This window comes from Nicoliella sp. ESL1106 (genome assembly GCF_058509965.1).
Map to the genome: position 1 here is coordinate 19,756 of NZ_CP196341.1, position 14,450 is coordinate 34,205.

The window sequence follows — 14,450 nt, forward strand, 5'->3', positions numbered from 1 at the left end:
AATTCTCCCTTAAAATTAGTTTTTAATCTTTATCACCGTAGTAAAAATCTGCAGTCGCACCACCATCAGCTAGGAAGGTCGCACCAGTGATGAAGGCCCCGCGGTCGCTCATTAATAGCTCAGCAACGTTAGCGATTTCATCAGCCGTACCTGGCCGTCCAGCAGGGGACTTAGCGAACATCTTTTTATAAAAATCACCGCGAATCCCGTTAAATTCGTCAATTGCAAGGGGGGTAACAATGATTCCAGGAGCAATGTCGTTAATCCGCGCACCACGCTTGCCCCATTTAACGGCTTCTGCCATCACTCGTTTTTCGTTACAACGCTTGGCCAGTTGATAAGCCTTAAGGGTATTTTCAATATTATCGGGTTGTAGTAAGGCTAAATCCAATAGTTGTTCAGTTGGGGTACAAGCAAGTTGTTGATCTTCTTCAGCAGTAAGGGCGGGCATTCTAAATCCAGATTGACTGGAAATGGTGACCCCAGTTCCGCCCTTGGCAATAACCTTACCGACTTCTTCTAATAAAACTGCCGTTCCGTATAGATCGACCTTTAAAATCGCTTCGATCGATGCTTGGCTAGGTGATAGTCCCGCCCCGTTAACGAGTTGTTTAATTTCACCATATTGTTGAGCAGTCTGGATCATTTCCTGAATTGATGCCCGTGACGATAGATCCATTTCTACGGCCTCGACATCAAAGCCCGCATTCGTCATCGTTTCAGCAATTCGGTTAGCATTATTAGGGTTCTTATCCCCTAGGATAATCTTTTTATCGGCACCCATCCGTCTAGCAATCGCCATACTTAATTGACCAGCACCCGTTACAATCATTACATCTTTTGCCAAAATATTCATCTACTTTCTTGATTTGATGTTATTAGCTTACAGCTTAAAGTTGGGTTTAAGTCAACGTTTTTTATTTATTAATTTAGGATTCACTATTAAAATACATTCAATTGACTTTAGTTTTTGATAATACTAGCATTTAAGCATAGTAGTAAATTATCATAAGGGTGGAATTAAGATGAAAGCAATTGAATACAATGAATATGGTAATAATTCAGTTCTAAAGTTAGCAGACAAAGTTACTAAAAACCCTGTTGAACATGAAATCATCGTTAAAACTAAGGCGGTCAGCATTAATCCAATGGACTGGAAGTTAATGATGGGCTATATGCAACAGATGATGTCCATGCAATTTCCAGCAACGCCTGGGATCGATGTCACTGGGGTGGTTGAATCCGTTGGATCATCTGTTACCAAATTCAAACCAGGTGATCGGGTCGTATCATTTGTTAATACCTATAAGGGAACGCTTCAAGAAGAAACTGTTACTTTAGATAGTTTAACCGCGATTCTGCCGAGTTCAGTATCATTTGAAGATGGGGCGACGATTCCAGTGGCTGGTTTAACTGCCTATCAATCATTATTCGATAAATTGCACCTTCAAGCAGGTGAACGGTTATTGATCCAAGGTGGCGCAGGAGCAGTGGGGATGTTTGCAATTCAATTTGCTAAAAATGCTGGAGCCAATGTCTCAGTGACCGCTAGTCCTGATCATAATGATTTTTTGCAGGGGTTAGGAGTTGATAAGGTAATTGATTATCACAATTCCGATGCATTTAAAGACGTTGATAAGTTTGATAAAATTTTAGATTTGATTGGTGGCAAGACGCTGGCGGCTAGTTATTCGCTGATTAAAGTCGGTGGAGCAATCGTTTCAACTAGTGGGATGCCTGACCAGGATATTTGTAAGCAACTATCCATTAATGGTGATTTCATTCAGACTGAAGTTAAGCCGAATCAATTAGCTGCAATTGCAGAACAAATTGCTGATAATAAAGTCAAGGTGACCATTTCAAAGCAATATGATTTTAGCTTGGTGAATGTTAAGCAGGCGTTCGAAGAAAGTGAAGCAGGGCATACAACGGGTAAGATTGTAGTTATATTTTAATTAATCAATTTTTAAGATAATAATTATGAAACGATTTAAATGATTATTATCATTTAATCACAATAATTGATTAAATATATTTATTAAATTAAAATATTCATGAGGTGAATATTATGAAAAAAATAAAAACTTTATTGATTTCCACAATTCTGGCTAGTGGGACTGTCTTCGGACTTACATATTCAAATCCTACGAACGTCTCTGCTGCTAAACACGTAGAGCACGTTCAAAAAGATTACGTCCCCCTTGTTAAGGAAATGATTTTAGATGATGCTAACGAAGCAAAATATATTAATATTCGTGGTGCCAAACAAATGAAATTTGATAAGAAATTAAACAAGGAAGCACAGACATATGCCAGCAAAGCAATGAAGTATATCTTTGGTGGTAAACATAGAGCATTTAATGATAAAGCATTCAATAAAATTGCAGGTAAGTACTATGCTAAAAACCACAATAAATCTATTTTTACTTCTAGAGCTTGGAACAATAAACGTTTAAATGCTGCTCAGACAGCAAGTTGGGTAGAACAACCATTATTCAACGCTGGTAGTAGTGGTAAAGTTGGTAAGAATTATAATAAATTCATTAAGACTAAGGGCTTTAAGCGTCTCGGAGTTGGGTTCGTTTATGGATACAATCCAAATAATAGTAAATTCCCCCACGAAAGCATAGCCATTGTGGTTGCTAAAAAATAATCATTAAAAATGAAAGTTTAAATAACCCCTGAATGATGGTTCTTCATCCAGAGGTTATTTTTTAATTATTAGATAATTTAAGCGTAAAAAGACTAAATTAGATAATGTATTGAAGGGGATGGGGAATTCATGATTAAAAAAATCACGACCACTATGTTGTTATCTGCAACATTATTTCTACTGGTAACAAATGCAGTTCATGCCGAAGTAAAAAATGAAGATGGAATCATCGTATCTAATGACCAGGTTCCAGCATCGATTAAATTTTATTGGGACTACTGTCGTGAAATTAAATTGACCCAACCAGTTCAAGCAAAACTAGTTCATTACCCAAGTGATTCTTCAGGGCAAAAGATCGTCACTAAAACAAAAATCATTCCAGCAAATACAATCATCTATGCCAAGGGGATGCGTTCCTATAGTCCACCTAGCAATTCGTATTTTGCAATTACGAAAAGCAAAAATGATCTAATTTATGGAAAAAGCACTTTTTCGGTCACAAAGCCATATTGGACGATTAATTATAATGATATTGTCCACTTTGAATTAACTAGTAACAACGATCAGATTAGTAAAATTAACGTTAAAACATTAACCAGTAATTCATTTACGAATGATAAATGGCAATCAGGATATCTTTCATTAGCTAATTTAACAGATGGTCTTGGGAATAACAGCATTTTTTCTCAATCATATTCTGGGTTAAAACGCTATGAAAAATTAATGAATCAAGATAATGATACTGATACCGACAGTTCGAAAGATAAAAAACTTACTACCCAAATTAAGCGGGTCTTAAAAAATAATTTTATTAATTATAAGGGAAAGGATATTACTAAGGTATTTAAAGTCCGTGCATATAAAGATAAAACAGTTCAAGTAAAAATTGGTAAACATATTTATTATGCAAGTAATTCAAATATTTTACCTTACAACACCACTAGTAATAATGGGATCACATCGTTAGAAAAGCCAACCACAAGCGGTCTTCAGAAAGTGGTGTTAAGGGCTGGTGATACCATATACAATACTAACTACCAATCTTGGAATATTGGATTGTCCGCTAAAAATGGTGATTTTAGTAAAACTAGATATTATAGTTATGAATTTAATGGTCAAAATTGGTATCATAATAGCTATGATGGTCAAAAATGGCACCATAAATTATTAAAATAAATATTTGAAAATATGGAATAAAAAAACTAGTCCAGCTGGACTTGAAGAGACCCCCGTATGTTGGACAGAAAATGTTCAGCATACGGGGGTCTTTATTTTGGCAAAATATAGTTATGAATTTAGATTGAAAGTTGTTTTAGAATACCTTTCTGGAGTTGGATCAACTACGTTGAACCATAAATATGGCATTAAGGGTGTTGCAACAATCTACTCGTGGGTAAAGACGTATAAAAAATTTGGTAAAAAAGCGCTTATTGCAAAACATTATAATCAAGAATATTCTTATATGTATAAATTAAAAGTGCTGAAATGGATGCACCTCTACCACAAGTCGTATCCAGAAACAGCACTTCATTTTAATATTGCATCTCCGTCGAGCATCTTTACATGGCAACGGAGATTAGAGAATGGAAGCCTATATTTAATGAATAAACGTAAGTCCCATCAAAAGAATGTTCTCACAAATAGCGCTGTAAAGCAAATTAAACTGTTAAAAAAGCAAAATTTAGCTTTATCGATTAAACTATCCTATGAAAAATTACTAAGCACTAATAATCAATACGAAAGTATTGATTTATTAGTGAAAAAATTTAGTGATGTTGCAATTTCTAGAATATTATCATCAATTTCATTCCCTAAAAGTAGTTATTATCATCATAGAAAAGCTTCGCTTTCGAAAATAAATGATGAGTTTGATACTGAGGTGAAAAAGGCTGTTAAGGATCATCCTGCTTATGGTTATAGAAGAATAACAGCATTATTTAACAATAATGGATACCATGTTAATCACAAAAGAGTCCAGAGAATTATGCAAAAATACAGTTTACAGTGCCAACTATTTGGAAAAAGAAAACGTAAATATAACTCTTACCATGGCCAAGTAGGCCATGTTGCTGATAATGTTTTAAATGGTGATTTTTCATCTAATAGTTTTGGAGAGAAGATAACAACAGATGTAAGTGAATTTAGATATGGAAATGAAGATATAAACCATCGGGTTTATCTTTCTCCAGTGATGGATTTATATTCTGATAAAATCATTTCATATGGAATTAGCAGCCATCCAACAGTTGAACTAACATTAAAGCCGTTGAACCAGGCACTAAAAAGAATCCAGAACACTGTTAAGCATTCAATTGTGCATAGTGATCAAGGAATTCAATACCAGAGTCATAGTTGGGTTCAAACACTAAACAAATATGAAGCTATTCAGTCCATGTCCCGTAAGGGGACATGTTTAGATAATGCTCAAATGGAATCATTTTTCCATATCATGAAAATTGAAATGATGAATACGCATTATGATACCAAAAAATCCTTAATCAATGCGATGAAAACATGGATTAAGGATTACAATAACAATAGATTAAAAGAAAAACTAGGATACCAATCACCAAATCAATATTTGGGATTGATATCCTAGCAAAAAGTATTAGTCCAACCTATAGGGGTCAGATCAACTAGTTTTTTTATTTAGTAAGCTTACCCTTGTGGACCCAATCTAAAAATGCGTTGACCCATGGCATTAATTCTTTAACTGTCTTAGCTGGGGTCATTTCTGGCTTGTCATCATACCAGATGCTAGAGGCAGATCCAATGATATTCTTGGAAGCTTTTACCTTTGTATAAAAATTTTTTTCGTTAAAAATATTTTCACCAAAATAGGTGTCTAGATCCTTTAAGTAGTACTTGTAATTTTCCTTGGTAACAAAACTCTTTTCAGGTAGTAAATATAGAAAGTATGAATTAATGTTGACTAATTTATACCCATTACTAAGTAATTGGGAAGCAGAAGCATTGTTGGCCAAGTTATCCTTCGTATATGACTTAACATCTTGGTCACCAGTTTGACTCCAGTATTCAATTACAATATCTAAGTTTAGCTTTTTGAACGTTAATTTTTGAGCACTATCATTATACATCCACATTTGATAACCTTTGAGGCTTTCATCTAGTTCATTATCGAACTTGAGCAATGCTTGCTTATGCTTTGCACTCGCTACGGATAGTTCATCACCACCAGTGCCAATCGGGCTACCTGCTGGAATCAACGGTAAATATTCCTGAAAAATAGCTTTCACAAGGTCTTTAGTTGCCGTTTTACCATAACTAAGTTGTTCATACGCAGTATCATATACTTCTTTATCCAACTTCGGATTAGTTACCTTTAAAACATTATGTAACCCAACCGTATGCGAAGGAACATCAATTTCAGGAATCACAGTAATATGTTTTTTTAACCCATATTTAACCAACTCTTTAAATTGTGCTTTGCTCATAAATAGTTTTTTGGTATCAGAATTATAGTAAAGCCCATCCTTCATTTTAGGGTATTTTTTAACTGTTTGACCAATTGTATCATTTTCAATTGCAAAATCCGTATCGTCAGTCAGATGCAATTTAAGGTAATTGCCCTTGTGTTTAGCTACATTATTAATCATGATTTTGATCTGCTTAACATTAGTGGGGTTCCTTGCATCATCATAATCAAGGCCGTGCCACCTAGTACTGGAAGCGCTGGCACTTGTAAAACTCATCCCTAATCCCAAGCCCCCGATTAGGCACACGATAAAAACCATCATCAATGATTTGAATCCGGATTTATTCATATATCATCATCTCTCTTTATGGATAATTATATCACTAACTTATTCATAACATATTTTAATATATATATATTTATATTAAAAGTGGGTTACATTATAAATCATTTTCTTTACAGATCTTTTATGATGATGATAGTTAATAATTAATATATATACATGTAATAGCGAGTTATGTTATTTTTTATTACATTAATCCTTGACATATGAATAAAATTAGAATAATATTAGTAAAAATTAGATATTTATAATTTAATTTTAATTCAACTTTTATATTTCATGGGGTGATATTAATGGATATCTTTAGGAAAAAAGATTTAACAAAAATAACTGCCAATGCATCCCCATTAAAGCGAAGCCTTAAGACCATGGACTTAACTTTATTAGGAATTGGTGAAATTATTGGGACAGGGATTTTTGTATTGACAGGGAAGGCCTCCCTAACTGCTGGTCCTTCGATTATCGTATCGTTCATTATTGCTGCGATTTGTTGTGGGTTTGCTGGACTATGTTACGGTGAATTCGCATCGTTCGCACCAATTTCTGGATCAGCTTATACGTATTCTTACCTAGCATTTGGTGAGATCATTGCATTCATTATTGGATGGGATCTAATTTTGGAATATGCATTAGGTGCTTCCGCCGTTGCTGTAGGTTGGTCAGGGTATTTAACGAGCTTACTACATAGTTTTGGGATTAATATTCCACCATCGTTAGCAAGCGCTGCTGGTACGACTCCTGGAGTAACTTCATACTTCAATGTCCCTGCTTTTCTTTTGATCATTGTTCTTACGTTCATCATCTCACAGGGGATTAACCAAACCAAGCGAATTAATGACATCATGGTGTTCGTAAAAATTGGGGTGATTGTATTATTTATTGTTTCGACCTTCTGGGCGATCAAGAGTTACAATTGGAAACCATTTGCTCCTTATGGATGGTATTCATTCAACCATGGTGTTGCTTCAGGAATTATTCCAGGGGCTTCGATCGTATTCTTCTCATTTATCGGTTTTGATGCCGTTTCGTCTAGTGCTGAAGAAACCGTTAATCCAAGCAAGACCCTTCCAAGAGGAATTATGCTATCGTTGATCATTTCAACTGTTTTATATATCCTAATGACATTAATCATGACTGGGGTAGTTAAATACACTGCATTTGCTAACTACTTGAACGATCCAGTAATTGCCGTATTAAGATCGACTGGTCAAACATGGCTATCAGTAATCGTAAGTGTCGGGGCCATCCTCGGAATGACGACCGTTACACTGGTTTCACTATACGGCCAAACTAGAATTAGTTACTCAATGGGGCGGGACGGCTTATTCCCTAAATTCTTTGGTGAAGTTAATAAGAAGAAACAAGTGCCAGTAAAGGGAACGTGGTTCTTTGGAATTATCACTGCACTAGTTGCTGGAGCCGTTAACTTAAATGTCCTCTCAGAAATGGTTAATATCGGAACATTAGTCGCATTTATCCTTGTATCAGCTGGAATTATTTGGATGCGCAAAAAACACCCAGAAATTCACAGAGGCTTCAAGGTTCCAGGGGTTCCTTTCGTTCCATTGATTTCAATTGCATTTTGTATCCTGTTGATCTTAGGATTGAACTGGGAAACATGGGTCAGATTCGTCGTTTGGTTCGCAATTGGGATGGTCGTATATGTCCTATATGGCAAGCATCACTCCAAGCTAGAAAAGCAAAGTTAGAATAAAATGAAAATAAATTAAAATAAAATGTCAAAAAGTGTTGACTTTATAATTTTAGGGTATATACTTGTAGACAATCAGATAAACAAATAGCGATTATAAGAAAAAACGAATTAATCAATCTTTCAGAAAGCATTGGGTTGATGTGACAATGCATTGAGATTATGAGTAGTTATCATTCTTTAGTTAGTAGACTGAACTTAAAGTAAGTCCTACCGGAAGCACCCGTTATCATGCCAGCGTATCGTTGATTTTTAAATTAACCGTACGTCGAGGTCAAGCGATTCTTGCTTGGCGAATTAAGGTGGTAACGCGCGTGAGCGCCCTTAGGATCCCAATTCATTTGGGAGGCTAAGGGCGCTTTTTGCTTTTCTGAAATAATAATAAGAAAGAAGTGGTTCGTATGAAATCAGACATTAGCAACAACTCAGATGACAGCGAGATTCAGATTAAAAATTACATTAGGATGATAGTACGAATCATTTCAATTGATTCGTTCTAAAAATTAAGGAGCGATTTATTATGACAAACACTAACACTAACCAAGAAAACTTAACTGTAGTAGAATTAAATGACGCTGAAGAAAAATTAGCACAAGCACTTTTCAATGCTTATACTAACCGCGAAGCTCTTAAGATGGATGAATGGGCAAACTTACTTAGTGATGAAGATGCATCATATCGAGTACAACGTCGATTAATGGAACTTAAGTCACAACCATTAGGTGGTTACAAAGTTAGTCTAACTAGCAAGCAAACCCAAGACATGTTCGATTCTACCGAACCACTATATGGAGCTCAAGTTCAAGAACATTTCGTTAAGTCACCAGCAACATTATCATTAAGTAGTGATTTAATGGATCCACTTGCTGAAGTTGAATTAGTTTTCAAGGCCAAAGAAGACCTATCAGTTAACGATTCACTTGAAGATTTAGCTCGTAAGACGACCGTTGCTTCAGGAGTTGAAGTTCCTGATTGCCGCTTCTCTGACTGGTTCCCATCATTATCTAAATACTTAGTCATGGCAGATGCCGCTGTTGGTGGATACGTAGTCTACGGTGAAGAACGAGATACCAGCGAATTCAGTTTGAAGGACTTAGAAAACGTCCATACCAAACTTTATCATGATGGTAAAGAAGAAGTCGATGGGGTTTCATCTGAAGTATTAGGCAACCCATTAAATTCACTTCAATGGCTTGTGAAGAAATTACACGAACAAGGCCAATCATTTAAAGCTGGTCAACGTGTATCATCAGGTACTTTCTTATTACCACCACGCTTAACTGCTGGTGATTGGACTGCTAAGTTCGACAATGGATTTAGCGATGTTACCGTTAACGTTAAGGAATAATCAATTTTAAGCCAATAAATAAAAATAAAAAGCGGATTAATTTCACGATCAAGAAATTAATCCGCTTTTTATTTTTCAATAAGTTAATCTAAATTAACATCACTTGAAAATAATTTGAAAATGATTATAATATAATTAGAAAAATAAAATATTTGCATAAACAATTTGAGCAGGAGAGTAATTAAGTGACACTACTAAGAAAGTCCATGGTCGATGTAAATGGATTAGCTGTTGGTTAATGAAAATGACCTGTGATTTGGTATTATCGATATTAGATAATAATGCCTTGGCACCCCATTAACGGTGCACACGTTTTTGAATCTTTCAAAAACGTTAATAAGTTGACTCATAATATAACGAGTCTAAATTAGAATGGTACCACGGAGCCTCCGTTTCTAGACAGTGTAGAAATGGGGGCTTTTGTTTATCTGTAAATTAAATCATTTAGATAGTGAGGCGTTGAAAATGGACCTATCAAGTAAAATTAACAATACGGTAAAACAAATGAAGTCAAACGAGATTGTCGAATTTAATTTAAAAATTGCCGACATCCCTGGTTTAATTTCATTGACATATGGAGAACCTGATTTTGCCACTCCTCGACACATCAAGGATGCTGCTATTAAAGCAATTGAGGATGATGAAAGTCACTATACTGATCCCAGGGGGATCAAACCGCTGCGCCAGAACGCAGTTAAATTTTTAAAAGATAAGTATGGTCTAAATTATGATCCAGATACTCAAATCACCACCACTGTTGGCTTAGCAGAAGGGATTCACGATGTTTTTACGACCATTTTAAATCCAGGAGACGAGGTGTTAATTCCGACCCCTACCTATCCATTATATGCTGCTAACGTAAAGTTTAATAAGGCCACTCCTGTATTCATTGATACCTCTGATAATGACTTTATTTTATCACCAGAAAAACTCAAAAATGCTTTTCAAGAACATCCCAATGCAAAGGCAATTATTATTAATTACCCTAATAATCCAGTTGGTAATACATATACCAAAGATCAATTAGTTGCATTAGCTAATGTTATTAAGCAACACGAGGTCTTTTTGATTAGTGATGAAATCTATAGTGAGCTAACGTATGATGAACCGCATACTTCTTTTGGAAAGCTACTCCCTGACCAAACGATCGTTATGAACGGAGCCTCCAAAACATTCGCAATGACTGGCTGGCGAATCGGAATCGTTTGCGGGCCTGCAAATATTATTAGTAAAATCAACGCCGTTCATACCTTGATTAATACTAATGCAACCGATAATGCCCAATACGCTGCTAGTGAAGCATTTAAAAATGGGCAAAATGACGGGATCGAAATGAAAAAGACCTATTTAAAGCGGCGAAAGTTACTTCGTGATGGTTTAACGCGTGCTGGATTTACCAGCCCTGAACCGAGTGGGGGATTTTATATTTTTGCCAAAATTCCAGAACAATTTGAACAAGACAGCTATAAATTCGGTTATCAACTTGCAAAAGAGGCATTGGTTGGAATCATGCCAGGTGCAATCTTTGGCCCTGGTGGCGATGGCTATGTCAGATTTAGCTATGCCGCTAGTACTGAAGACCTAACTGAAGTTGTGAATCGCGTTCAAAAGTTTGTTGATGAACACTAATTTCATAACGACTAAAATGATAAATCTATTAATAAGGTTTATCATTTTCTTTTCCAGCCCAATTGTTGATTGGACCGAATTCATGACCAACAATAATTTCGTTTTTGATTGCTAAATCAACGTAGCTTTTAGCATCACGAACTGATTTTTCAATTGAGTGTCCCCTTGCTAATCCAGCAGCAATGGCAGCAGAAAGCGCATCCCCAGTCCCATTTTTACGATTCGTTTTAAAGTAGGGGCCATTTAGCCATACTTGTTTGCCAGATGCTAATAATAAAAGATCACTCACGATTTCTTGTTGTTGACCATTACGATCATGACGCCCCTTGATCATTACATTTTCACACCCTAGCTCCAATAGTTGATTGGCGACCTTAACCATATCTGATTTTTTTTGAATTTTAGAACCAGTCAACACCTCTGCTTCATAGTAGTTAGGAGTAATAATGGTGGCGATCGGGATTAATGCCTCCTTTAAGGTGTCAATCGCAATTTGATCTAATAACACCTCACCGGTTTTGGCTAATATGACTGGATCTACAACCAGAGGACCGAAGTCATGCTGATGATAATTATTAACCACTAATTTAATTAATTCAGCATTTTCTAATAATCCAGTTTTACAAGACTTAATATCGTAGTCAGCACTTAAGGCTTTAAATTCATTTTGAATGAATGAAATCGGTAGCATATGACTATCTAAAATCCCGTATGAATTAGCTGCGACAGTGGTGGTCACTACTGAAAGACCATATACCTTCATTGCCATCATCGTCTTAAGATCGATCGGCATGCCACCACCACCGTCACTATCGATCCCAGCAATCGTTAGGGCTTCTGGAAATTGTTGCATTCGAATGCACCTCGTTTCTAAATTCAGTTAACATTAGTATTAATTATATCAAAATTGAAGGGGGGCGTTAATTTAAAAATAAGTTGGCACCAAGTAACTACATACCTAGGAGGATTTTAATATGAAAATTAAAGCAACTGATGAATTAAGATATTTAGAACAAGTTTTTAATAAGAAGGGGTTTTCAGAAGCAGACAGTAAACTATTGGCAGATACACTTGTGGATGCTGATTTAAGGGGAATCTCATCCCATGGAATCCAGCGGTTAGCATGGTATTTAAAAATGGTGGATGATGGGACAATTCAACCGCAAAATCAGGTTAAGATTCTTAAAGAGGCTCCGACCAGTATGTTAGTGGACGCAAATCAAAATATGGGCCAAATTGCATGTAATGTTGCAATGAATAAACTAATTCAAAAAGCAAAGGAAACGGTAATTTCGATGGCCGTCATCAGCAATTCCAACCACTTTGGAACTGCTGGCTATTGGGCAAGAAAGGCAGTGGCAGAAGGATTAATCGGCATTGCGTTCACGAATACAAGGCCATTGGTCGTGCCAACAAATGCATTAGAATCTTTTCTAGGTTCGAATGCATTCGCATTTACTTTCCCAGCTGAACCACATCCATTTGTATTTGATGGAGCAACTTCGGTCGTTTCTGGTGGAAAGATTCAAGTTTTAGACAAGAAAAAACAACCCCTTCCTGGTGAGTGGGCGGTTGACAAGCAACGCAACGTCGTCTCAGATGCAAAACAAGCGGAAGATATTTTAGCCACTGCAGCATTAACGCCAACTCAAAAGGGGGGCGGTGTTTTAACGCTTGGTGGTGCAAACGAACACAATTCTAACTATAAGGGATTCGGAAACTCACTAGTTGTTGAAATTTTAACTGGAATCTTAGCACAAGGGTCAATTTCTGCTGATACTAATGTTGGAAAACATGATTTTAGCCAATGTTTAATTACAATTGATCCCTCGTTTTTTGGCAACTTAGCTGATCTAAGAGCTAAGGCGACCGATATGTTTAACCGCATTAGAAACTTAGATCACCTCCCAGAAACTGAAATTAAGATTCCTGGTGATCGTGAATATAAAAACTATGCGCATAATCAAAAACATGGGGTATCGATCGATGATGTAACGTCAGCACAAATTCAACAAATTGCTACGGAACTATCAATCCCAGCACCACAGGCACTTTAATCTGAAATCGGGATATAATTATCTACTGGTAAGCAGAGTAATTATGTCCCGATTTTTTATGCTTTAATCATTTTCCAAACATAAAAACACCGCTAAACCTAGCCTTCAGTTTAGCGGTGTTTTTATTAAAAGAATTGTGGTTAAGAATTTGATCGATTTAAACTAGGTCGATGTGCATATCATCCTTCTTGATCTTCTTAGAAGCTCGGAGGAATTTACCAAGAACGTAAGCGATAACTGCGGGAACAACAACACCGAGAACCAAGTACATAACGAACGTCCCCATGTTTTGGGATGCTAGCGTAATTGGGGCAATCAGTGAGTTCAAACCAAGCCCAGCTAACTTAAATGAAACTGAGAAGTGGAAGAAAAGCGTTCCAATTGGAGCAACAACTGCTGCTGAAACCATTCCTGGAATTGCAATGTAAGGGTTCTCAGTGACGTTACCAAATTGAACCTTTGGAGTGATCAAGCCTTGGGCGATGTTTGCACCAGGCTTGTTTTCTCTAAATGACATTACAGTGTAACTGACGAATTGGGCAGTCGTTCCTAATAACGCAGCCCCTGAAGAAAGGGGATCAAGCATAACTGCGATGGCAAGGGCTGCAGAAGATGCAGGAGTCATCACGAAGACTGACCAAACAATTGAGATCACTACTGAACCCAATAGTGGGTTGATCGTCATTGTTTTAGCAATTACTCCGGAAAGCCAAACCAGGGCGGGAGTAGTAACAGAAGCCATTCCTAATGCTGAAACCGTTCCTACTAAGGTAGCTGCGAATGGAACTAAGAACATATCCAATGGGGTTTTCCCGGTTAAGTATTTACCAACAAGTGTTGCAACAACTGCTCCACCCAAGGCACTAACTGGTTGACCAATCATGAAGATGGCAGATCCAGCTGGTTGAGCTAATAAATGTCCCGTTGCGGTCGTCGCATTCATCGGTCCGCTAGTAAAGAAGACATTGTTCGCACCAACAGTAGCAGCAACCATAGAACTAAAAAGAACTAACGTGTTCGTCTTTAATTGTGAGGCCACCGCCGCACCAATTGCTGGTGCTAATAAGTATTGACAAATCAATCCGATTTGCGCAAGTGCTTGCCAATGAACAAAGTTCGAAATGGCACCAAGCAATAATCCAACACCTAAGGTAACTAAAATTGCATTGGACACCCCATTAAAAACTAGATAAGCACTTTCTTTGAAACTAGACTTTGCTTTAACATTTGACATGTTAGCAGCATTCATCTGTGGTGAATCTTTTTCTGTCGA

The 14,450-nt window shown here is 36.7% G+C and carries 12 protein-coding genes and 1 other annotated feature; of the genes, 8 read left to right on the plus strand and 4 right to left on the minus strand.

Annotated features, from left to right (window positions below; translation table 11 throughout):
* Positions 1-22: 22 nt before the first annotated feature.
* Positions 23-847: an SDR family oxidoreductase gene (locus ACSVI6_RS06870; protein ID WP_491717403.1), complete on the minus strand. Its 825-nt coding sequence runs from the start codon at positions 845-847 to the stop codon at positions 23-25.
* Between the two features lie 178 nt (positions 848-1,025).
* Between ACSVI6_RS06870 and ACSVI6_RS06875 the strand changes: the two genes are divergently transcribed.
* From ACSVI6_RS06875 to ACSVI6_RS06890, 4 genes are all read left to right on the plus strand, one after another.
* Positions 1,026-1,955, plus strand: coding sequence for an NADP-dependent oxidoreductase (locus ACSVI6_RS06875; RefSeq protein ID WP_491720962.1), 930 nt, complete (start codon positions 1,026-1,028; stop codon positions 1,953-1,955).
* Positions 1,956-2,068: 113 nt separating this feature from the next.
* Positions 2,069-2,653 (plus strand): hypothetical protein, encoded by a 585-nt coding sequence (locus tag ACSVI6_RS06880; RefSeq protein WP_491717405.1) that lies wholly within the window; start codon positions 2,069-2,071, stop codon positions 2,651-2,653.
* Positions 2,654-2,782: 129 nt separating this feature from the next.
* A complete protein-coding gene (locus ACSVI6_RS06885) occupies positions 2,783-3,829 on the plus strand; it encodes a hypothetical protein (protein ID WP_491720963.1) in 1,047 nt (348 codons plus the stop codon).
* A gap of 97 nt (positions 3,830-3,926) precedes the next feature.
* Positions 3,927-5,252, plus strand: a complete 1,326-nt coding sequence (locus ACSVI6_RS06890; RefSeq protein WP_491716077.1) for an IS3 family transposase — start codon at positions 3,927-3,929, stop codon at positions 5,250-5,252.
* A 46-nt stretch (positions 5,253-5,298) separates the two neighbouring features.
* On the opposite strand, the gene ACSVI6_RS06895 is transcribed toward ACSVI6_RS06890, so the two are convergent.
* Positions 5,299-6,366 (minus strand): family 20 glycosylhydrolase, encoded by a 1,068-nt coding sequence (locus tag ACSVI6_RS06895; protein WP_491720964.1) that lies wholly within the window; start codon positions 6,364-6,366, stop codon positions 5,299-5,301.
* A 359-nt stretch (positions 6,367-6,725) separates the two neighbouring features.
* Between ACSVI6_RS06895 and ACSVI6_RS06900 the strand changes: the two genes are divergently transcribed.
* The 3 genes from ACSVI6_RS06900 (at position 6,726) to ACSVI6_RS06910 (ending at position 11,120) form a co-directional block, all read left to right on the plus strand.
* Positions 6,726-8,141 carry an amino acid permease gene (locus ACSVI6_RS06900; protein ID WP_491717408.1) on the plus strand — a complete coding sequence of 472 codons (1,416 nt, stop codon included), beginning with the start codon at positions 6,726-6,728 and terminating at the stop codon, positions 8,139-8,141.
* 522 nt (positions 8,142-8,663) lie between these two features.
* Positions 8,664-9,491, plus strand: a complete 828-nt coding sequence (locus tag ACSVI6_RS06905) for a 2-keto-4-pentenoate hydratase (protein WP_491717409.1) — start codon at positions 8,664-8,666, stop codon at positions 9,489-9,491.
* 156 nt (positions 9,492-9,647) lie between these two features.
* Positions 9,648-9,891: a binding site (T-box leader), on the plus strand.
* Between the two features lie 65 nt (positions 9,892-9,956).
* Positions 9,957-11,120 (plus strand): aminotransferase class I/II-fold pyridoxal phosphate-dependent enzyme, encoded by a 1,164-nt coding sequence (locus ACSVI6_RS06910; RefSeq protein ID WP_491720443.1) that lies wholly within the window; start codon positions 9,957-9,959, stop codon positions 11,118-11,120.
* Positions 11,121-11,148: 28 nt separating this feature from the next.
* Here ACSVI6_RS06910 and thiD read toward each other — a convergent pair whose 3' ends face one another.
* A complete protein-coding gene (thiD, locus tag ACSVI6_RS06915; protein ID WP_491720965.1) occupies positions 11,149-11,973 on the minus strand; it encodes a bifunctional hydroxymethylpyrimidine kinase/phosphomethylpyrimidine kinase in 825 nt (274 codons plus the stop codon).
* Between the two features lie 121 nt (positions 11,974-12,094).
* On the opposite strand from thiD, the gene ACSVI6_RS06920 reads away from it, so the two are divergent.
* Entirely contained in the window at positions 12,095-13,177 is a 1,083-nt protein-coding gene (locus tag ACSVI6_RS06920) for an Ldh family oxidoreductase (RefSeq protein WP_491720966.1), read from the plus strand.
* A gap of 157 nt (positions 13,178-13,334) precedes the next feature.
* Here ACSVI6_RS06920 and ACSVI6_RS06925 read toward each other — a convergent pair whose 3' ends face one another.
* Positions 13,335-14,426: a PTS sugar transporter subunit IIC gene (locus ACSVI6_RS06925; protein ID WP_491721153.1), complete on the minus strand. Its 1,092-nt coding sequence runs from the start codon at positions 14,424-14,426 to the stop codon at positions 13,335-13,337.
* Positions 14,427-14,450 lie beyond the last annotated feature (24 nt).